Here is a 21636-nt window from a genome sequence, read left to right as displayed (position 1 = left end):
ACAATGTTCCTCTTCAATTGGTGTGATTGAATGTGCCTCGCTGATACTTTTCCACGATTTTAGATGCTAAGATCGATATCTCATACAACATAACCATAGCTGTACCTAAAATCACATGGCTAACCACATCAGGTGGAGTAATAATCGCAGCAATGATGAAAAAAAAGACTATCATGTGCTTTCTATAGACCACCAGGAAGTTTGTTGTGATTATACCAAACTTGCACAATAGAAGTATGAACACTGGCAACTGTAGTACTAAACCGCATCCTATCATGACGTTAAGCATAAAGTCCCAATATTGGTCCAATCTAGCTTCTAGGAGTATCGGTAGAGACTGTCCGTGTCCCGGGCTTTCAAAGCTTAAAAAGAATCGACATGCCAGCGGTACTATCAAATAATACCCAGAGGCTCCACCTATCAAAAACAGCAAATGAACAAAGATCATCAAGTATGCAATTGTTCTTTTTTCGTGTTGATATAGTCCTGGTGCCACAAAAGCATATACTTGATAAGAGATATATGGCAGCGACATCATAAACCCTGCATAGCAAGCGACTTTAAAATGCATTAAAAAAGCGTCCATTAAGCCGGTAAAAATCAGCTTTCTACCATCGCTAAATCGATATGACAATGACAATGGTTCTGTTAGCATTGATAGTATGGATTCTGCAAAGTAGAAGGAGCCTGATACGCTGATCGCTAATGTCAAGATCGATAGAAACAAGCGAGTGCGAAGCTCAGATATGTCCTTTTGATAACGTGACTTGAAATCTCTTACAAAGTTTTCAACCATTTACTTTGTATTTTTTGTGGTTGAACCATTAAATGTGTTCATCTGGTCAAAAAACTCGGCGTTATATTTGGACATACGCAGCTTGTCTATGAGAAACTCGATTCCGTCAATGGTGCTCATAGGACTTAAGATGCGTCTGAGTACCCATGTCTTTGCAAGAACAGACTTCTCAACCAAAAGATCTTCTTTTCTTGTACCAGACTTAGCGATGTCAATGGCTGGGAATATTCTCTTATCGGAAATTTTTCTATCTAGTACTATCTCTGCATTTCCTGTTCCTTTAAACTCTTCAAATATCACTTCATCCATCCTTGAACCAGTCTCAATTAATGCGGTAGCGATGATAGTAAGAGAGCCACCTTCTTCTATATTACGAGCAGCCCCAAAAAAGCGCTTTGGTCTTTGCAGTGCGTTAGAATCAACCCCACCACTTAGCACCTTGCCAGAAGAGGGAGCGATGTTGTTATACGCTCTTGCAAGTCTTGTGATAGAGTCAAGAAGTATAACAACGTCCTTCTTATGCTCTACAAGTCTTTTGGCTTTCTCTATCACTATCTCTGCTAGTTGGACATGTCGCTGAGCTGGCTCGTCAAATGTGGAGCTAACAACTTCTCCACGTATTGATCTGGACATATCCGTCACTTCCTCAGGACGTTCTCCTATCAAGAGCATGATGAGAATGGCTTCTGGGTGATTCTCAGTGACGGCTTGCGCGATGTGTTGCAGAAGCATGGTCTTTCCCGTTCTAGGAGGGGCGACTATAAGAGCTCTTTGCCCTTTACCTATTGGTGCTACAATTTCAATTACTCTTCCGCTTAAATCTTTTGATGGTTTAGCTGGGTTTTCAAGGCTAAGCTTGGAATCTGGATAAAGTGGGGTCAGATCGTCAAAATGTATTCTGTGATGGATTTTAGAAGTTTCTAATCCATTGACTTGATTGATTTTGATAAGCGCAAAGTACCTCTCACCCTTTTTAGGCGCACGTATTGGACCAACAACAGTATCTCCATGTCTTAAGCCGAACCTTCTAACTTGATGGTGTGACACATACACGTCGTCGGTGGCTGCAGCATAATGCCCTTCTTGGGATCTGAGGAACCCATAACCCTCATGACTTATTTCAAGCACACCTTCACCTATCATTATGCCGCCTTTGTCTGCGAGGCGTTTTAGTATGGTGAAGATAAGATCATTTCTACTAAAGCTACTTGGGTTTTCTACTTCTAAAGACTCCGCTAAATCTAACAACTCATCGGGTGACTTTCTTTTAAGGTCTTTGAGATAAAAAACCATTTCAAAGTCTTGTGAAAGCTGCGTGTCTTGAGCAGCATGTCCCTGATCATCTGAGTCATTGTCATGATGCTCTGAAGACCCCCTTAACCTATGTTCCTCTTTAGAAGGGGAGGGTGGCATGTCTTGAAATAAATCTTTGGAGACATGCGGGCTGCTTTTATACTGCCTTCTTTTTATCCTTCTTGGAGCTTGATTCGTCTTAAATTTAGAGTCCTGATTGTTATTCGAATTGTAGTCCAAATGCTCCGAATCATTTGAATAGTTGTCATCTATGACCATTAACGTGAAACCTTTATAGCTGTTTAATTGAAGCTAAGCAAGACAGTCCTGAAAGAAAAAATACAAATAGCACGAACGTCAAATTACAAGTTGCCATGTATACAGCAAAGTCCCGCTAGAGTACAGCACTACGTAATAGTGCAAACCTTAGTACATCACCTAAAATAGCTTTGATATGCGATATGTCAACTACTTTTCATACATTTCAAATGTTATTTTTATGGTATACTGGTCCTAGGGGTAACAAAACGGGATAGAATAAATATGGCACAAACGCAAGAGAATGAATTAAGAATGGAAGTAGCAAGGTTATTACAAACAGCACAATCTCTACAACAAGAAGTACAACTCCTACAAAAGCGCTATGCAGGCATGGAGCGAAAGATAACTGTACAGTCAGTCACGATTAATGAGCTTATTAAAACGTTAGATAAAGGAGGCTGCAGCTCTGGGTTGTACTGGAAGTACATAGGTTACACAGCTGTATCATTAGTCGGGTTAGTTGTGTTTCCAGGATTCTTCTACAAGGTTTGGAAGTACTATTATAAACCATCAGTGGGCACTAAGGGGCCTGAGGTTCAGGGCGAAGGAGATAATGGCAATAATAACAATGATGGTAATGATAATAAGGATGATAGAGGAGATAGTGGATGGGGTGAGAATGAGAAGAAGGAGGAGGAGAAGGAAGCAGCAGAAAGCTCTCTACAGAAGCAAGCATTGCGTGCTTCTTCAGTAACATCACTGTTACATGGTGCTGCTTCGATGCCTATGTTGCATCATACGTCAAGTGTAGTAAGCACAGAACAGCAAGAGGGAGAGCTTCATCGTACGCATACTACATTATCAGGAGTACCACGTGGTCGTTACGTGTCTCCAAGAAAAAGGAGCGCCGTAGAGCTCAAGAAGGCCGAGTTGTTAAAGCAGCAAGAGGATACTTCTTCAGGGACCCCCACTTCCCGTACAACTTCATGCACAACAATGGTTCTGTATGGAGAGGATAAACTATGTCTAGACAGTATGAACTCGCAGCCATCACAATTGCCACATGATTCCCTTAACTCTGAGCCTTCAACATCTGGAAACGATGGCAATGCTGCTATTGTCTCTCCACAGGGCTTAGGAGATGGGGGTTCTGAGGTTATTGAGTATTCAGACAGTATAAGCTCACACCCATCACAAACATCGCAAGCTTTCCAAAACCTTGATCTGAATTTGGATATTCCAGATAATGGAGAGACCAATGATGTTATACCCCCAGTAGCACCAGCATCCTCTCTGTTGCGACAACGGCAAGTTGTCCAGGAGCAGATCGACTGGAATAGTGCTGCGAACAGTGGCGCTCCTGTTGCTCCACTTCCAGCACCGCAATCAGATGGGCCAGAACCCGATCTTATTCAGTTTAGCAGCGATAGCGACAGTGCGGATACTGAAGGCTTGAACGATCCAAATACTCAAGAACCTGAAGTTCAAGCACCTGGACCTCAAGTGCCTGAAGGCTTCGCTGACTAGGACGACTGTGGTTAAGATCTCTCGAGGTCTAGGTTATGGTAATTTGCTACACCTACTTTAGAACACCCCGCAATATATAACCTTTGCTTCGTACAGTTTGTAAAAACTCTGGTATGCTTCTTGCTTTCTCTAGCTTCTTTCTTAATCGAGCAACGGTCACGTCAATACTGCGATCGGTGACATTAGGAAAGTGTATGTGAAACTCGTTCCTATAGACTGTATTGCCGGATTTTTTAGACAGTATCTTTAATAATTGCACTTCAGTGCTTGTTAATTGTACAGGAATGTTATTGCGATAAAGGCAACCCTCTCGCATATAAAAAACGAACTGGCCAAAGTGGCACTCGTTAAGATGGTGTTTGTCAGCGTGTCGTTTTAAAACATTCTTAATTCTAAGTACTAGCTCTTTTGGTTCAAATGGTTTCTCTAGGTAGTCGTCTGCACCACTCTCCAAACCGCATATTCTATCATCTACGTTCCCAAGGGCTGTGAGAAGTATTATGGGGGTGTTGATCTTTGGTGTGGCCCGTCGTAGAAATGATAGACCACTTTCGTGAGGCATCATAATGTCAAGGATGATAATATCAAAGACGCACTGAGTAAGATACCACTCACACTCTTTAATACTTGCTGCTGTAGACACAACGTATCCATGATTTCTAAGAAAAGCTGCTGTCAGTTCTCTTATAGCTTCTGTGTCGTCTACGATGAGTATGTGAGTTAACATAGTGAAGTACTTAATCTATCACCTGAGGCACTACGTAATATCCGTACTTGCTATTTGGAGCATTTTCTAATATTTCATCCTTGGTATTGGTGGTTATTACCTTATCTTCTCTTTGTGGTAATTCGCTAAAGATAACGCTACCAAGGGGTTCAACATCGTCAGTATTGACTTCTTGTAACTGAGACACCCAATCCAGTATCTTGTTAAGCTCGTCTTTATACGTCTCAAGCTCAGAATCTTGAATTTTTATACGTGCAAGATGAGCAATTTTGTTAACCAATTCGATACTGACTGACATATTAAAGTTTTGAAATATATTAAAATTTAATTTATGTTGTACAAAGATTTTTACGTTATTTCAAGATATGATTCACACAGATCATCATATATTTTTGCAAAAAATTAGAGAAATTAACCTAGTATACAGGCTAATGTCGATGGATATAGGCAACAAGAGAATAGGTACTGCGGTGTGTACTAGCAACATAGATATTGTTATTCCGCATAAGGTACTATTTAGAAGTGGTATCAAATCTGATTTGGACATGATCGTAAACGAAATACAAGTGCAAAGAATTGATGGGGTGGTTGTTGGGTTGCCGCTATCTAATGTTGGGCAAATGGAGGAGAATAGTCGTGCGGTGCAGAAGTTTACTATGATGGTTAGCGAGCGCATTGACACTCCGATAATATTTTACGATGAAAGATACACCACTAAAATGGCCCACTCTCTTCTAAAGATGGTGAACATGAAGCGCAAAAAGCGCCATGCTGTTGATGATCAGCTATCTGCATCGATTATCCTTGAAGGATTTGTTAATATGGCTAATTTATCACTTCAGACTGGTGTATTATAAATCCTTCTTAGTAATATATGATAATCGGCTGATATCTAATCCAAGAACAGATAAAGCTTCTGAGAAGTAAGCCGGCAGTGGCGCCTTAACGGTTATTGCTTTTTCTCTGTAGTTGATTTTTGTGACGTAAGAGTGCAAGTATAATCGTTCTTTGATTCCCTGTTGTAATGGTTGAGAGCCATATCGTTCATCGCCAAGAACTGGATGTCCTATGTGCAATGCGTGAAGCCGCAGTTGATGCTTTCTTCCAGTTTGAGGTTGAAATTTTACCAATGATACTTTGTCTTTGAGATATGCCAATACTTCATATAATGACAAAGATTCCAAGAGCTTTGGTTGCTCAACGTGTTCTGATCGTAAAAGTATCGGAGCTGTTATTTGGCCTGTCATAGGCTGTGGTACACCGTGTAGAATTGCAATGTATTCTTTACTCATCATATGATTTCTTATGGATTCAGATACTAAAGACGCTGCCTCCCTAGTTCTTGCAATGATCAACACTCCTGTTGTGTTACGATCCAGTCTATGAACAAGCCTTGGTCTTTCAGCTGCTTCAAATCTAAACTCATCCAATACATCATCTATTGCAATATGGACATTTGTACCGCCTTGTACAGACATTCCCTCTGCCTTGTTAAATGCAATAATGTCGGAGTCTTTATACAAGATTGCTTCTTTTAGCTTTTTGACAAGTTCCGTCTTATGCTTGTTTGAAATTACCTTGATATGAGGTGTGCTTGGTACTACAGTCAGCTCGCCAGGAAAAGAAATGTCCTGTTCCGCTTGAACTCTGGTGGATACATTCACCTTGAATCCATTCACTCTAATACGACCTTGGCGTACTAACTTTGCTACCTGTGTGAAGGTAACATGCGAAAGGTGGCGCTTAAACCACCTATCTATTCTGATGTTTTTGTCCGATTCCAAAACTTTTACGGTAGCAAGGGGCATCGATAGACTTGCACAAGCGTTATTTTTAGCTCCAACATATGCCTCTGTATGCACTGTGGTGCAAAAAAGCAAACAGCAAGATTACAGGTCGTTCACTCTCATAGCTCTCGCATGCACCAGAATCTTTTGTTTCAAATTTTCTGCCAATTGAGGGCTGACTTGTGAATCTGTCCACGTATTGCCCATTTTGATCTGTTTGAACGCTGAGACCTTTACAGCATCAACCCTAAGTTCGGGGCCTATGATCATGATGTTAAACTTAAATCTCTCCTTTGCCTTTGGATCTTTAGCATACCAGTCTGTTATTACTGTGCCACCAAACGGATCAGCTGAAAGCAAAGGCATGAAATGTACAGCATCTAAAACAGCGCGCCACAGGTAAGCGTTAACAGTAATGGCGTCGACCCTGGACTTATGAGTCTTAGAGTCACCTCCAAACAACACGATGCCGTTTTTGCCAGTTATCTTGCCTATTCTTTCTGCTTCTCGCTCTTCTTTGCTTTTGGGGTATTCTTGACTGTCATTTTTGCCGCTACAGCTGACTGTCAAAAAGGAGATAAGGATGGGGTAAAGAATTTTTTTCATAAACAATGGTTGTTGACCGCTAATATAAAGAGACATTATAATGGTTTTTTATACAAATATCAATAACTAATTAACTCTGGTGATAGGAACTTTATTTGGCTACATAGCAAAAAGGTATATGCTCTACCTTTTGATGGTACTAGGTGGAATTTGTAGTATCGTTTTTATGTTTGATTGCATGGAGCTATTAAGAATCGCATATGGAAACGAATTAGGCTGGTTGGTGCTTTTAAAGTTAGCAATGATGAAAAACTACAAGCATATACAGCAAGTATTACCATTTGCGATATGCATAGCGACCATAATGACTTACTCTTCTATCACTAAAACGTTTGAATTGATAGTGGCTAGGTGTTGTGGTGTCTCGGTTTGGCAATTTTTGTGTCCGGTGATTACGATTGCATTTATAGTGGGTATGGTAAATATTTTCATCTTTAATCCAATAGGTGCCAGCATATTGCACAAATATGAAAAGCTATATGCAACCCATTTAAAACGACAAACTAGCACTACTGTGATGGTATCGGCCAATGGTTTGTGGCTTAGAGATACGGTTGGTGACAACAACATAATAGTACATGCCACGAAAATCTCAGAGCACCAAAATAGGCTGCTGGACGTGATATTTTTTATTACAGATCAAGAGCATAAATTTGTTCAAAGAATGGACGCGGAGTACGCAGAGTTAGAGGAGGGAAGTAAATGGTGCCTACACAATGTTGACATAGTACAAGAGCAGGGTTACGTAGAGAGAACTGATGTAAATTGTATACCTACCAACATGAGCTTTGGACAGATCAAGGAGAGTTTGGTACACCCGGAGACGATTCCAATTTACAAATTACAGAGTTTTATAGAAGCTACAAAAAATTCCGGTTTTTCGACTGTTAGACACTTAAATTATCTATACAAAACCCTTTTATCCCCATTTTTTTACATTTCGCTTGTTCTAGTAAGTTTGTTCTTCTCGACCTCTATGCCTCGATTTTCCAAAACCGGTAGAAATATTACGCTTGGTATTATGTTTGGTATTGTGATATATTTCGTGTCGGATCTGATCAGTGCGCTTGGTATATCAGGCAGGATTCCTTTAATGCTTTCTTGTAGTGCGCCTACTTTGATATGCATGAGTATAGGGCTGTACTTGACTCTTCACTACGAAGATGGTTAAACAGCCAAAATTTATATCAATCAGTATTTCAGGAGGATATTTATGTTGTTAATAGACCAGGATAACGAACATAACCTTGCTACCTCATCTTCCAATCTTGTTCTTAAGGGTGTGAGGGAGATCAATATTGATAGGGCTGTGGAACCACTCTCTTTAAAGATGGAAATATATTCTAAAGAGCTTCTTACATTGTCATCGCTTGTTGGTACGCTCATGAGATTGGGGTTGGAGGTGGTCGATGCCGTTACAAAGTCAAGCGGACAGATATATTCTCATTCCTTACAGCTGAGGGTAAAGGATACAGTGCAGGTCACGGAGATCTCTGATAATGTTTTGGAAAGCATCAAGGTAGCACTACACTTGATTTGGTCTGGTACATTGGACGATGACGACTTTAATGCTACAATTGTTGAGTGTGATATTGATTGCGGTCAGGCTCTTCTTTTAAGGGCTTATGCTCAATATCTAAAACAGGTGAGCTTTGACGTACCAATTTGCGATATTATCACAACACTAAGAAACAATACCAAAGTAACGCGGCTATTATTGTCTCTTTTTTTAACAAAATTTGACGTTACAAAGTCTGTGTTAAAAGAAGACATCGAGGCACTGACAAGCACAATCAAGCTTGCCATTGCTGATGTACCGATAATCCGGGAAGAGAGAGCGTTGTATGCATACTTGGATTTAATTCTTGCGACGAAGCGCACAAATTACTTTCAGTTCAAAAGCCTAATAAATTTGGAGCATGCTCAAGCTCTGGAACAGTCTGACTTGTATGTATCGTTAAAAATTGCGATATCCGAAGTAAAAAGCTTTGACGTGCCTTTACCAAAACCTTTTGTTGAGATTTTTGTTTATTCTGCTGCATTTGAAGCGATACACTTGAGGGGAGGAAAAATTGCCAGGGGCGGTTTAAGGTGGTCAGAGCGTTTAGAAGATTTTAGAACGGAGATACTTGGTTTAATGAAGGCCCAACTAAGCAAAAACTCGATTATAGTGCCGACTGGTGCAAAAGGTGGCTTTATAGTAAAAAAAGTCTCTCCACAGGATAATGCCTATTTGGAAGAGGGTGTCAGATGCTATAAGATCTTCCTACAAGCCTTACTGGAGATTACCGACAATCTTGTGGAGGGTAAGGTAGTCCCACCAGAAGCTGTTGTAAGGTATGATGGGGACGATCCTTATTTGGTTGTCGCTGCAGATAAAGGTACTGCTTCTTTCTCGGACTATGCAAATCGGATTTCACTAGAACGTAATTTTTGGTTGGGAGATGCTTTTGCCTCTGGTGGTTCCGCTGGCTATGATCACAAAAAGATGGCTATCACTGCAAGGGGTGTCTGGATATCAGTAATGGAACACTTTCAATACTTAGGTATAGATCCAGAACAACCTTTTACTGTTGCTGGTATAGGGGGTATGTCTGGCGATCTTTTTGGTAACGGTATGTTGCTATCTAAAAACATACAGCTAGTTGCTGTGTTCAATCACAGCCATATCTTTTTAGATCCGCATCCAAATTTGGATGCAAGTTACCAGGAGAGAGTTAGATTATTCAAGCTAAAGCATGCTGGATGGCAAGACTATGACGCAAGCTTGATATCCAAAGGAGGTGGCGTATATAGCAGGCTTGAAAAAAGCATCAGGATATCCCCAGAAATACAATCCGTTTTAGGGATCTCCAAGGAGACATTGTCTGCCAACGAGCTGATTAGGGCTATATTAAAAGCTCCAGTAGATTTGTTGTGGAACGGGGGCATTGGAACATACGTCAAAGCCACGACCCAAGGGAACGCAGACGCATATGACAAGGATAATGATGATGTCAGGGTGAACGGAGGTGAGCTAAGGTGTAAAGTGGTAGGAGAGGGGGGTAATCTTGGGTTTACGCAACTTGGCAGAATAGAGTATGCAAGATGTGGTGGTAGACTTAACACAGATGCTTTGGACAACTCTGCAGGAGTTGACTGTTCAGACCATGAAGTTAACATTAAGATCGCCTTCGTTCCTATCTTAAAAGATGGGGTTCTAAACATGCATGAGAGAAACGAAATCCTCGCACAAATGGAAGAAAACGTGGCAACTCTTGTGTTGGAAGATAACGTGAAGCAAACTCAAATAGTCTCTACTGAGGCTTTTAATGCGGTCAAAAGGCTCAAATCACACGAATCTCTGATCCAATTTCTTGAAAGTACTGGAGAGTTAAATCGCTCGTCCGAATTTTTACCAACGGATGTAAATTTTAGGGTCCTTGCAGAGGAAGGTAAGGGTTTGACGAGGCCAGAGATCGCTGTGCTCATTGCCTATGCAAAAAACTCAATAGCATCATTGCTAAAGGGCAGGGGGATGTTTACTGGAAGCCACTTTGATAACTATGTGGTGTCCTACTTTCCTGTACTGATGCAACAGAAATTTAAAAAGTACATACTTAATCACGCTTTGAGGGATGAGCTTGTGGTGACAGTTTTATCCAACAAGTTTGTCAATACAATGGGATGCACATGTTTTCATAGCATGATGAAGGAATACGGGTGTAGCGCTTCTCACATCCTCTTTGCCTTTTTAGCATCTCAAGAGATAATACAACTTGACCGGTTATGGATGGAAATTGAGACAGCTTCTAAAGCTCAAGATGCAAATGGTAGGCTCAATAGCTTTGTACAGATACAGTCTGGTATGAACAGGATGATGGAGTGGTTACTGAGGTACCATCAACATGATCTTGAGGACATTGAAAAAGTAGTAATGCAGTATAAGAACAACATTGCAGCCCTACAATCTGATGACGTTGATGGTTCCGGTGATAATCCCAAAGGGACTTGTCTAATGTCAGACTTATCAAAAGGATTAGAAATATCATTGATTAGCGACAAGACGGGTGCATCTCTATCGTCTGTTCTCAAAATCTTTGAGAGTTGTTCAAATGCAATGCAGTTTGAGACAATATTATTCGAAATTGAGCAGCTTTTAAACGGTAGTTCCAACGAATTGGAGCGCCGAGCTCTGAAAATACTCTGCTGTGAGGTTGAGGAGCTACGTATGGCTTTGGTGGAAATATTAACATTACGATCTGATCATGGCAAAGCGACAACACGTCATGGCTTGGAAAGTGATGCACATAAAGCATTCATGATCAATGTAATGGATATCGCCTCTCAAGGGAGTGAACAAGGCCATACCAAAATGGCACGTATCATTGTTGCTATACAATACCTTAGGAAGATTGTAGATGAAGCAAGACGAAGTTAAACAAACAGCAATTTCAGAGACTGTTGTTATAAATCTTTACGTTTTGGAAAGTAGCCAGTTTATAAAGGTCTTTCCAAAGTTACTTGAAGGTATTGTTGGAAAAGGAAATCGAATTGTGATATTTTGCGACCATCAAAAAAGCGTGGAAGCTTTGGATAGGCTGCTGTGGACATATCAGCAGCTTTCCTTTTTACCACATGCGACTTATCAAGATGACGGTATCAAGGAAGACAGTCCGATATACATTACCACTTCCCACTTTGATAATCAAAATCGAAGCAACTTTTTTGCTTTTGTATCTGAAGTAAACATCGATGGTATTCACAGTGGTGAAATCAGCTTTGATATCATCAAGACGCATTCAACGAAGTATGAAAAGTATCTCTATTTTTGTGATGATTCAAGCGTTCAGTCAGTATTGGAGCGGTTAAATGCAACCCCTGAAATTACTCCAAATACGACTATCATAGAGTACAAAGATGATCGATGGGTACGACGAGCGATGGACTAATACATTGGTCCTATATCATTTTTTCAGGCAACTATTGCTTCTGGTGTTTAAACGGCTTCAAGCATCCATATCATAATTCGCGGTGCCATTTTGTAGCTGTTCTGTATTTGTATCAAATTCTGACCCTGCATCAGTTTTTAGATCCATGTATGCCGCTAAAGCTCGGAGGACTGCCATATCATCTGTTAGGATTTCCAACGCTTGTGCTATTGCCTTTGTAAATTTACCATCCAATTTGCATGTTGCTCTGACCTGTGGGCCGTATATGTCCAGAAAACGCTCCATTTCTTCTGGATTGCTTGAGCTGGGGACTGTACCGAAACCGTTGTGGCATGTGATATTAAACTGTGAAATATTGAGGCTCTGAACACCTTGAGCGGTCATGCTTTGCAAATGACTGATGAGTTCGTTCCTACAACCTTTCAAGTGTTCAATTATCGCATCGCTGATGGATGGTATTGTCTCATTCTTGTTTGAATATTGCGCAACAACATAGTCCAGATACTTCCAGATCTTTTGATCTGACTTGATAGGACTATTTGTGATTGTGACGAGTTTGAGACAAGTCGAAGTGAATGTGGAAGAGAGGCTTCTGTATACCTCAGTGACCATATTTTGAGTGCCTGCACTAAATATTCTATCGTACGTTATGTTATCATCTTGATCCTTGTTAATAGGACTGTACTTAAAACCACACAGGTGAGAGAACGTCTCAAGCATTTTATCTTCTTTGTACATTGCAGGCATTGCTGTGAGGCGTGCTAAGTGTTTGATGATCGTGGACCGATCGGTGTTCATAGCATCTGACCAAGTTCTCTGGAATTTGTGATAGGGACTGGTTGGTGAGGATACATCACCCACAGTATTTTTAGCAGACTTCACAATTGATTGGAAAACGTGTGGTAATTCTAACTTTGTATTGTAGATGTTATTATTGACATAATCGATGACGGTTGAAAGTTTACATGCTATGTCCTTAGTCGCATCCGGAAAGCGTTTACTGAATTTCATCGTCCCGTGTTTTCCAAACAATACATAATCTGAACCTAGTTGGTGTACAACTGCTAGAAACAATGCCCCTCTGAGGGTTGAGAATAAGTAATAATCAAATACCAGGTAATTTCTAACAGATCCCAAGATAATAATTGAAGCTGTCAGGAACTTAGCAGAGTAGAACGGCAACAGCAATCCAAGACCGACATCGTGTATCCAAAACCAAGCGGAACGATAGTGCATATAATTATACCAATGACCCCATTAGACGATGGTAATTCATATGTTGTACTGTTGTCAACTTTGAGTGTATAGCGCCAGGTCTTCTAGGGTAGTGAGGACATCTACTCTTCACATAGCAATAGGCTCTTTATGATTTGTTCCGTGAGAAGTGTATGTTGCTTTGGGATTTTGATTCTCCCATCAGATTCACACAGCCAACCTTGTTGAAGCATGTTACTCAATGCACTTGTTCTTAGCACTGCAGATGAGCTTACTCCATTTGTGAGGCGCAGCCCCATGAGTAGCATCTCTTGATACTGTTGCTGTATGGTGAGGCTCTCCCTATTTTGTATGCTATGGCCGTGCTGCTCGACCGAGGTCAGCCACTTTTCTGGCAAGTGCCAGTTGACCGTCGCAATCTTGGAAGCTTGACCATGTACAGCAACTCCATCACAGGTATGATCTTCGTATCTGCTATGAGCTCCAGCCCCTATTCCTACGTAATCACCGTACTGCCAATAATTCAAATTATGTAGACACTCCCGACCTGGAACAGCATGGTTGGATACTTCATATCGTTGTAGATTCACTCTTTCCACTATTTCCTGAGTAGCGTTATAGAAATCTGCTGAAAGGTTATCAGAAGGCATGACAAATTCTTTGTGTTTTACACGGCTATAAAATTCTGTGCCTTTTTCTATCGTGAGTTGGTAAAGTGACACATGGTGTTGAATTAGTGGTAGAGCGGCGGTGAGCTCCTTGACCCAGTCTTCCAATGTTTGATGCGGCAACGTATACATCAGGTCAAATGTGTAATTATCAAAGATTTGTGCGGCTAGTTTGATTGCATTTTGTGCTTCGCCCACGGTGTGTTGTCTACCTAGGAACTTGAGATTGTCCTGGTTGAAACTTTGCACACCTATAGAAACCCTATTTACTCCTGCGGCTTTATATTCAACAAGTTTAGAATTCTCGACGGAAGTTGGATTAGCCTCAAGTGTGACTTCAATATTTGTTGCGCAGTTATACTGAAATATTGCATCTATGATAGCGGAAATTACCTTTGGTGCTGCCAATGATGGTGTACCGCCCCCAAAGAAGATGCTTTTAATGCGATATCTTTGAAAGAGAAGCTTATGGTAAGATATCTCTTTGAGATAGGCCTGGAGGAGCCTGTCCTGATCGATAGCCTCTCTGACGTGACTATTGAAGTCGCAATAAGGGCACTTAAACTTGCAAAACGGCCAATGTACGTATACTGCACACTCTTGCACTGAAAGGATTCAAAACGTTTTTTCGCATGCTACAGTAATCTATTCTTGTAAGCAAGACGATAAAACTTTTATGTGATGTGTTGATAAAATATTAACCTTTTTATAATACTATTAAAAGATAGATGTCAAACGTTAATAAAAAAAGGGGGAGATGCGAGAGGTTAAGGAGCTTGAACGGGGATATTTCGATGGATACGGACAAGAGAGCAGGAGAATCAAAGAGGGAATTAAGAGCGTATTGGAAAAAGTGGGATTCTATGAGAGGCATCATACCAAGTTTCAGATTAAATCAGGCAAATGGATTTGAGGATGAGGCTGCGTAAGCATATTGAAATACCTGCGCAGAGCCGAGTTTCACAAAATCCGTTTTGAATCATTTAAAAATGAGAATTGGCATCATACCAAAATCCGACAAGCTGCTGAAAAGTGGGCCGAAAAAGCTTCGGAGAGCAGGGGAGGAGAACCAAGAGAAAAGCACGCTAGGAAAAATTTTACCTTATTTTACTCAGGCAAGAGCAAGACCCTTGTTCTGTTATTTCCAGAAGTCGATAATGAAGCTTTGCCTTTGTTTCTGTCGTATGTGAAACGTTCACCAGTCATGACGTTCTTTTTGTTGCTAAGCACTACGTTCCCTACAAGTGTCAATATTGAACTTTTGAAGTTGTAAGTGCCTGACTTCCCTGTGACCTTTTCGTCAGGAGTGAGAAATACAACGTCACCAAATAAGTCTATATGCGAAATGCTGTTGCTCATATTAGATGGGGCATTCTCACTATCGTCATAATACACGACCATCTTGTTGGACAACAAAGTCGCAGTACCTTGCACTACCTTTACTCTGCCTGTGAATGTACCTTTCTTGGTTGTAGTGTCGATGACAAGGTGATCTGATGTAATTTCTATGTCACCAACTCCAAAAGCCTGTGGTTCAAGTGCATGTGCCGTAGATCCTATCATAATGAACGATATCACAAGCAACATGACTTTCATACGCTGGTACCGGTATATTTTCTTGAGTTTGCCTTTGAACATGCTGTGGTTTTTTATTCAAATAATCGTTGATTGAGTCCCAAATAAAAGTGACAAAGAGCAATTGCTAGGGCATCGGCAGCGTCAGGGCTTTTTACATTTGCTGCTGGTAGGATCATGCCCACCATCTTGAGCATCTGCTCCTTATCTGCTCCGCCATAACCCAAAAGCGTCTTTTTTACTTTTCTGGCTGGATATGAAACCGGTCCTAATTGCTTTAACTCAAGCGCTAGTATCGCTATAGCCCTTGCCTGACTCAATTTAAGGGAAGATTCAAAATTCGCATTAACGTATGTATCTTCAATAGCGGAGTGCTCAGGCATGTACGTTTGAATTACAGAGTTGATTTCACGAAAGATCGTACTAAATCTGAGGCCAATCGGATCTTTTGAGCTTGTAAGTATCGTATCCGCACCAAGGTAGCTCACATGACTACCATGACATTCTATCACTGCCCACCCGGTCCTGCTAAGACCAGGATCGACGCCTATAATTCTGGTCATTTATGATGTAACGTAGCTGTTGTCTGACCACCGGAGATTTTAAAATTACTTGCAACGTACTGTACGTCATCATTGTCTTCAAGCACTTCGACAAACTTTAGTATTTGTTCCCCTTGCTCACTGTCGACGGTTACATATTCATTTGGTCTCCATATGATTCCAGCAAATTCATATATTCCGAAGACGTGCTCAAACTTTTCCCTTACATCATTGAATGCTTCTATACTACATATGATGGTGTGCTTTTCGTTATCTGAAATGCAATCGCTTGCCTGCGCTTCCATGGATGCTTGTAAGAAGGTTTCAGGTAAGCCTTTAGCCAGAGGGTAGGTGATTATTCCTACTTTGCTAAACATAAAAGATACGCTGCCATTTTCTGCTAATGAGCCATGGTATTTATGAAAAGCTGCTCTAATGTCTGATGATGTGCGATTTTTATTATCTGTAAGCGTCTCAATGATAAAAGCAACACCTCCATGCATGTATCCTTCATAGCGCATTTCTTCATAATGAACCCCCTCATGATGAGATGTCGCCTTTTGCATAGCGCTTGCAATCTTATCTTTTGGCATATTGGCAGCTTTTGCAGCAGCAATAGCAGTTTTAAGCCTTGCGTTGCAATTTGGATCTGGAAGTCCGGCTTTAGCAGCTACATACAGCTCTCTGCTTAGCTTTGTAAATATATTTGCTCTTTTTTGATCTTGTGCGCCCTTGTGATGAGCGATCTTTTTAAATTTTGAATGTCCTGCCATAGATTCTCTGACTCCAAACTCTAAATTTGCTATTGCCGAAATGCTGTTGCGCCGTTAGATTAAACATATCAAGGCTTTTTTGATATTACAATAATCAAATGAATATGGCAAAATATTAGCAACAATTCCAAATAAAGCAATACAGTATCGGAAGTGTAATGGAGAAACAAAAGAAAAATTGTTACGATGTGCTGAATCACTGCATATGTAGTCAAATAGATCGCTTAATAGACCTTATGTCGCGTTGTCACCAGTCTCTCAGCCTTCAAACAATCACACAAAACAAATATTATAAACTGATGAGATTGGACAATCTAACTGGGTATTTGCTACTTGTGTTGCCTATACTTTGGGTGATTGTTATATTAGCTAATACGGTCTTGGAAATGGTAATTTTTATACCATTATTTGCCATATGCGGATTGATTGCTAGAAGTGCTGGTTGCATAATCAACGACATGGTGGACGCAGAGTTTGATAAGCAAGTAAGTAGAACTAAAAACAGACCGCTAGCATCTGGAGCAGTTACAAAACTTGAGGCTACATATGCTTTGATGTTTTTAGCTTTATTGGGCATGATACCGCTCTTTGTTTTGTCATATGCAAGCATTGTGCTGTGTTTGATAGCTGGAGTGATGACGGTGATATACCCGTTCTTGAAACGCTACACAAGTTACGCGCAGGTGTTTTTAGGGTTTGTGTTTAATCTTGGTGTGATTGTTGCATACCTGACAGTCAGTACAAAAGCTTCATTCAATCCATTGCTCATATACATTGCTTCTGTACTATGGACAATCGCTTATGACACAATCTACTCATTGCAGGACAAAGACGACGATACCAAGATAGGACTAAAATCTATGGGTATAAAATATGAGGAGAAGATACATAGCATATTGTATCAATTATACTCATCTTTTATCGTGCTAATACTGTTGGTTGGTGTTAGTACAAACATGAGCACGTTATTTTATGTATTGTTAGGATGTGCGGCGTTTGGGTTATATTCCACCGTAGACACACTTCAGGTATCTGACCCAGAGGATTGCCGAAAAAAATTCAAACATCATGTATACTATGGATGTGCCATTTTATTGGCTTTTATGTTTGGCAAGACGTATCTATGAAAAATCACTATGAATTTTATAGTGATTTTTTTGTAGGAGCATTTATAGTCTCAGAAGGTAGTAATTCAAAGAGTACTTCACATGCTACAAGATCGTTTTGCAGGTCACTTTTCCTCTGGTCCTGCACGTAAATTTCAAGGTTGGAACTTAAGCTTGCTGTCTGACGCTTGCGTAGGTAGATCTCATCGCTCTGATCTTGCAAAGAAAAAGCTGAAGGCGGTCATTGACAGAACTAAAACCTTGTTGAAATTGCCCGAAGAATTTGTACTTGGTATCGTAACTGGATCTGCAACAGGTGCTGTTGAGACTGCTATTTGGAATCTGATAGGGGAGGTGCCGGTAGTCTGCCATGTCGTCGATGTATTTAGTCAACTATGGGCTGATGACGTTATCGCATTACCTGTAGACGCAAAAGTTTTAAAGCCTGCGCAATGGGGTGAGTTACCGCCATTAGACTACGATGCAAAAGCGGACTTGATCATTACGCTCAATGCATCTACGAGCGGTACATATTACGACGATTTAAGCTGGATTCCTACAGAACGGAATAATCTCGTGATTGCAGATGCAACGTCTAGCGCTTTTGCAATACCTGTGGATTACAACAAGATAGACGCATACTGTTTCTCTTGGCAAAAAGGCCTTGGAGGAGAAGCAGCCCACGGTATGGTTGCTCTTAGCAAAAGGGCTCTTCAAAAGCTTGAAAGGTATACTCCTGAATGGGCTATACCAAGGTTGCTGAAGCTCAAGAGAGATGACAAGATACATTATCCTATCTTTGAAGGGGTAATCACGAACACTCCCTCAATGCTTTGCGTCGAGGACTCTATTGTCTGCCTGGATTGGGCTGAGAGGGTAGGGGGGCTGGACGGTATGATCGCAAAGTCACTTCACAATCTTGAAACGCTTAAAAAACACGTCACTCAAGGTGAAGTATTTCGGTTTTCTTCAAGCACTCCTTCCAACACCACGCCATGTATTATAGTCAAAGCATTTGAACATATGCCTATGGACGAGCACTTTGACATCTTGAGGAGGATAGCCTCCAAAGTTGCTGGTGAGGGTATAGCCGTAGACATAGTAAACCATCCAAGCGCTTTTCCTGCATTTAGACTGTGGTGTGGCTCGACTACTGAATCAAAAGACCTTGATGTACTTCTGCCAATACTTGCCCAGGAAGTCAAAAGGTACTTTGAATAATTTGGTTGATGACCGTTATGTGGTAGTAAAAATTAAAGCAAAATCAACGAAAGTTGTGCTATACTCGCGCAAACACTTAAGATAGTTCAAATCAATATGCAGGCACCGTTATTTACTGAAGAGCAGGCTCCGCAAGTCAAGCCAACAGTGTTTATGAACTTGGCAAGAAAGCACAGGCCCAAGAGGTTATCTGATGTGATAGGCCAACCTGTCCTCGTCAAAACGCTTTCAAATGCTATAGAGCTTGGTAGAGTTGCTCCTGCAATTATACTAACTGGTATAAGAGGTATTGGAAAGACTACTACGGCGAGGGTAATCGCTAGAGCTTTGAACTGTATCGGTCCGGATGGGAATGGGCTACCGGTCACAGATCCGTGTGGTGTCTGTAGCAACTGTCTCGCAATTGATATAGACAGGCATCAGGATGTGCTGGAGATAGATGCAGCAAGTCATACGGGGGTTGCGGATATTAGGGAGCTGATAGAAAACTGTAGATACAAACCGACAGTAGCAAGATACAAAATTTACATCATAGATGAAGTGCACATGCTGTCTTTAAATGCTTTTAACGCACTTTTAAAGACGCTTGAAGAGCCTCCTATGCATGTGAAATTTATACTTGCTACAACCGAGATTAGGAAAATACCGATTACAATACTTTCCAGATGCCAAAGATTTGACCTAAAAATGCTTGATGTGCCTGCTCTTGTTGCGCATTACGCTAATATTTTACAAATGGAAGGCGTGCAATTTGAAAGAGAGGCCTTAACTCTTATTGCGCATGCTGCATGTGGCTCTATTAGAGATGGTCTGTCGATATTAGACCAAGCAATCTCATACGGGCAGAGGGTGTTAAAAGAGGACGTGGTGAGGGAGATACTCGGTCTATCGGATATGAACATACTATTTTCTTTATTTGAAAGCCTCATGAAGGGCAAGGTTAATGAATGTCTCGAAGTGGCTTATACTTTATACAGTTCTGGAGTTGACTCTGGACTGATTGTGCAAGACTTATCGACGATGGTATACCGGATTACAAAAATAAAAGTCGCCAATATACAGAACATCTTTGACTTTCCAGAGTTTGAGTGGAACAGGTATGCGACTTATGCTCGCTCAATGTCTTTGGTTGACTTGTCGAGATGCTGGCAAATCCTTCTTAAAGGAGCTGATGATATACAGAGGAGCGTGTCTCACTTTATAGCGCTGGAGATGCTCCTGGTGAAGATAGCCCATATGATCAGTCTTCCGTCTCCTGAAAAATTGCTGCGTGATCTCGACTCAAACGCTGAGTCATTCAATGCTACGGATAATGGGATACCAGCTGCTGTCGTGCCCGTTGTTGAGGAGCTAGCTGAGAATCTAGAGCAAAAAGCTGGAGAGCAAAGGTCGCAGGATGTTGCTACAAGGCAAACGAAAGAAAGATCAAAAAAACAGTCAAAAGCTTCTGATCTTCCATTGTTAAAGGAGCAGGTTGCTGAAGGCACAAATATATCAAATGTAGAGCCAGAGCAAAAAGCTGCGGAACATGTATCAGAAAATGCTATTGTAGAAAAAAAAAGAAAAGGGAAGAAGCTAAAGATTGATGAGCCGCCTTTGCTCAAGGAAAATATGGTTGAAAGTAAAGCTGTCGATGCACCAGCACAAGATCAACTGGAAGACACTAGAAGTCAAAATATACAACCTATTGAAAGTATAGGAACTTTTGAAGATTTGACAAATCTGTTGTTGGAAGAGACAGAATTCTTTTTGTATCATAACTTAATTCACCATGTTAAAGTGGTTCATTTTAGCCCTCCGGAAATGACTTTGTACATGTTAGAATCATGCCAAAAGGATCTCTTGATAGTGCTTCAAAGGACATTGTTAAAGTTGACTGGAGTAAAATGGAATATCATCAGATCAAATGATGATAGGGGAGATACTCCATTTGAGGAGCATTTGAAGAAAGAGAAAGAGGTGATGAATGAAGTGGTGCAACGGGACCTTGTGCAAAGCACTTTAAACGCCTTTACAGGTCTAGAAGTATTTGATATGAAGGTGAACAGAACTTAACACAACAACTATTAGGGACATGAACATTAATCAAATTATGAAACAGGCTAGTATGCTGCAAAACAAGATGCAAGAAGTGCAGCAAAGGCTAGACATTCTTGATGTGACCGGGACGTCTGGAGGAGGAATGGTAAAGGCGACTGTTAGCGGCAAGGGCGAGATAAAGAAAATATCGATAGACAAAAGCCTTGTATCGTCGGGAGATGACATAGAAATTTTGGAAGATTTAATAGTAACGGCATTGAAGAACGCAAAAAGCAATGCTGATGCTTTGGTACAAGAGGAAATGCAAACGCTTGGTATTCCTCTTGAGATGATGAAGTTACCAATTTAATAAACTCCAGATAGGAATTTGCTACGGTATGGATGAGGTAAGCTTTGGCTTTCAAAAGGTTGACAGAGCCAAAAAGCGAATCTTGGTGGAGGAAGTCTTTGATGGTGTAGCGGACAAGTATGATGTGATGAACGATATAATCAGCCTTGGCGTCCAGCGTTGTTGGAAGGGGAGGTTGATTGATGAAATGTTCCCTGTACAAGGGGCAAACTTGATAGA

General features: G+C 40.9%; 22 protein-coding genes and 2 pseudogenes. 13 read left to right on the top strand and 11 right to left on the bottom strand.

All coding sequences use genetic code 11. From position 1 onward, the window contains the following. Positions 1–13: 13 nt before the first annotated feature. Both tatC and rho read right to left on the bottom strand, forming a co-directional pair. A complete protein-coding gene (gene tatC / locus EDM53_RS04880; RefSeq protein ID WP_130122539.1) occupies positions 14–796 on the bottom strand; it encodes a twin-arginine translocase subunit TatC in 783 nt (260 codons plus the stop codon). Then, positions 797–2089 carry a transcription termination factor Rho gene (gene rho / locus EDM53_RS04875; RefSeq protein WP_242507890.1) on the bottom strand — a complete coding sequence of 431 codons (1293 nt, stop codon included), beginning with the start codon at positions 2087–2089 and terminating at the stop codon, positions 797–799. A gap of 543 nt (positions 2090–2632) precedes the next feature. Between rho and EDM53_RS04870 the strand changes: the two genes are divergently transcribed. Next, positions 2633–3877: a hypothetical protein gene (locus tag EDM53_RS04870; protein ID WP_130122537.1), complete on the top strand. Its 1245-nt coding sequence runs from the start codon at positions 2633–2635 to the stop codon at positions 3875–3877. A 52-nt stretch (positions 3878–3929) separates the two neighbouring features. Here the strand turns inward: EDM53_RS04870 and EDM53_RS04865 are convergent, their stop codons facing one another. After that, positions 3930–4604, bottom strand: coding sequence for a response regulator transcription factor (locus EDM53_RS04865; protein ID WP_130122536.1), 675 nt, complete (start codon positions 4602–4604; stop codon positions 3930–3932). 10 nt (positions 4605–4614) lie between these two features. Continuing rightward, positions 4615–4902, bottom strand: coding sequence for an Asp-tRNA(Asn)/Glu-tRNA(Gln) amidotransferase subunit GatC (gatC, locus tag EDM53_RS04860; protein ID WP_130122535.1), 288 nt, complete (start codon positions 4900–4902; stop codon positions 4615–4617). A gap of 67 nt (positions 4903–4969) precedes the next feature. Here gatC and ruvX point away from each other — a divergent pair, with 67 nt between their 5' ends. Next, on the top strand, positions 4970–5461 hold the full coding sequence (gene ruvX / locus EDM53_RS04855; RefSeq protein ID WP_130122534.1) for a Holliday junction resolvase RuvX: 492 nt from the start codon (positions 4970–4972) through the stop codon (positions 5459–5461). Here the strand turns inward: ruvX and EDM53_RS04850 are convergent. Then, positions 5456–6466, bottom strand: a complete 1011-nt coding sequence (locus EDM53_RS04850; protein ID WP_130122533.1) for an RluA family pseudouridine synthase — start codon at positions 6464–6466, stop codon at positions 5456–5458. The genes ruvX and EDM53_RS04850 overlap by 6 nt on opposite strands. A 27-nt stretch (positions 6467–6493) precedes the next feature. Continuing rightward, entirely contained in the window at positions 6494–6997 is a 504-nt protein-coding gene (locus EDM53_RS04845) for a DUF3576 domain-containing protein (RefSeq protein WP_165379655.1), read from the bottom strand. 79 nt (positions 6998–7076) lie between these two features. Between EDM53_RS04845 and EDM53_RS04840 the strand changes: the two genes are divergently transcribed. The 5 genes and pseudogenes from EDM53_RS04840 (at position 7077) to EDM53_RS04830 (ending at position 11928) form a co-directional block, all read left to right on the top strand. Next, positions 7077–8168 (top strand): LptF/LptG family permease, encoded by a 1092-nt coding sequence (locus EDM53_RS04840; protein ID WP_130122531.1) that lies wholly within the window; start codon positions 7077–7079, stop codon positions 8166–8168. Between the two features lie 42 nt (positions 8169–8210). Beyond that, positions 8211–8729 (top strand): annotated as a pseudogene (locus EDM53_RS06620) (hypothetical protein); the annotation flags it as partial. A 24-nt stretch (positions 8730–8753) separates the two neighbouring features. Beyond that, positions 8754–10286 (top strand): annotated as a pseudogene (locus tag EDM53_RS06615) (NAD-glutamate dehydrogenase domain-containing protein); the annotation flags it as partial. Continuing rightward, positions 10272–11417, top strand: a complete 1146-nt coding sequence (locus tag EDM53_RS06610) for a hypothetical protein (protein ID WP_458693815.1) — start codon at positions 10272–10274, stop codon at positions 11415–11417. The pseudogene EDM53_RS06615 and the gene EDM53_RS06610, both read left to right, overlap by 15 nt. After that, positions 11398–11928: a DNA polymerase III subunit chi gene (locus tag EDM53_RS04830; RefSeq protein ID WP_130122529.1), complete on the top strand. Its 531-nt coding sequence runs from the start codon at positions 11398–11400 to the stop codon at positions 11926–11928. The genes EDM53_RS06610 and EDM53_RS04830 overlap by 20 nt, the downstream gene beginning before the upstream one ends. A 57-nt stretch (positions 11929–11985) precedes the next feature. Here EDM53_RS04830 and EDM53_RS04825 read toward each other — a convergent pair whose 3' ends face one another. Together EDM53_RS04825 and hemW are read right to left on the bottom strand one after the other, a co-directional pair. Next, entirely contained in the window at positions 11986–13164 is a 1179-nt protein-coding gene (locus EDM53_RS04825; RefSeq protein ID WP_130122528.1) for a hypothetical protein, read from the bottom strand. A gap of 101 nt (positions 13165–13265) precedes the next feature. After that, a complete protein-coding gene (gene hemW, locus EDM53_RS04820; protein ID WP_165379654.1) occupies positions 13266–14417 on the bottom strand; it encodes a radical SAM family heme chaperone HemW in 1152 nt (383 codons plus the stop codon). A gap of 122 nt (positions 14418–14539) precedes the next feature. Here hemW and EDM53_RS04815 point away from each other — a divergent pair, with 122 nt between their 5' ends. Then, a complete protein-coding gene (locus EDM53_RS04815; RefSeq protein ID WP_130122526.1) occupies positions 14540–14740 on the top strand; it encodes a hypothetical protein in 201 nt (66 codons plus the stop codon). A 178-nt stretch (positions 14741–14918) separates the two neighbouring features. Here EDM53_RS04815 and EDM53_RS04810 read toward each other — a convergent pair whose 3' ends face one another. The 3 genes from EDM53_RS04810 to EDM53_RS04800 are packed head-to-tail and all read right to left on the bottom strand — an operon-like array spanning position 14919 to position 16701. Beyond that, complete coding sequence (locus EDM53_RS04810) at positions 14919–15407, bottom strand: LptA/OstA family protein (protein ID WP_165379653.1); 489 nt, start codon at positions 15405–15407, stop codon at positions 14919–14921. Positions 15408–15460: 53 nt separating this feature from the next. Beyond that, positions 15461–15949 carry a crossover junction endodeoxyribonuclease RuvC gene (gene ruvC, locus EDM53_RS04805; RefSeq protein WP_130122524.1) on the bottom strand — a complete coding sequence of 163 codons (489 nt, stop codon included), beginning with the start codon at positions 15947–15949 and terminating at the stop codon, positions 15461–15463. Continuing rightward, positions 15946–16701: a YebC/PmpR family DNA-binding transcriptional regulator gene (locus EDM53_RS04800; protein ID WP_130122523.1), complete on the bottom strand. Its 756-nt coding sequence runs from the start codon at positions 16699–16701 to the stop codon at positions 15946–15948. The genes ruvC and EDM53_RS04800 overlap by 4 nt, the downstream gene beginning before the upstream one ends. 236 nt (positions 16702–16937) lie before the next feature. On the opposite strand from EDM53_RS04800, the gene EDM53_RS04795 reads away from it, so the two are divergent. The 5 genes from EDM53_RS04795 to EDM53_RS04775 form a co-directional block, all read left to right on the top strand. Next, positions 16938–17828 (top strand): 4-hydroxybenzoate octaprenyltransferase, encoded by an 891-nt coding sequence (locus EDM53_RS04795; RefSeq protein ID WP_207215485.1) that lies wholly within the window; start codon positions 16938–16940, stop codon positions 17826–17828. An 81-nt stretch (positions 17829–17909) separates the two neighbouring features. Then, positions 17910–19028 (top strand): PLP-dependent aminotransferase family protein, encoded by a 1119-nt coding sequence (locus tag EDM53_RS04790; RefSeq protein ID WP_130122521.1) that lies wholly within the window; start codon positions 17910–17912, stop codon positions 19026–19028. A gap of 96 nt (positions 19029–19124) precedes the next feature. Beyond that, on the top strand, positions 19125–21083 hold the full coding sequence (locus tag EDM53_RS04785; RefSeq protein WP_130122520.1) for a DNA polymerase III subunit gamma/tau: 1959 nt from the start codon (positions 19125–19127) through the stop codon (positions 21081–21083). Positions 21084–21102: 19 nt separating this feature from the next. Beyond that, positions 21103–21417: a YbaB/EbfC family nucleoid-associated protein gene (locus EDM53_RS04780; protein WP_130122519.1), complete on the top strand. Its 315-nt coding sequence runs from the start codon at positions 21103–21105 to the stop codon at positions 21415–21417. 28 nt (positions 21418–21445) lie between these two features. Further along, on the top strand, positions 21446–21636 hold a 191-nt coding region (locus EDM53_RS04775; protein WP_165379651.1), incomplete at its 3' end, for a class I SAM-dependent methyltransferase.

The sequence above is a fragment of the Rickettsiales endosymbiont of Peranema trichophorum genome (genome assembly GCF_004210275.1).
Lineage (GTDB): Bacteria > Pseudomonadota > Alphaproteobacteria > Rickettsiales > Midichloriaceae > RICK02.
The sequence above is the reverse complement of the archived record's forward strand: the minus strand, read 5'-3'. Positions and strand labels throughout refer to the sequence as shown.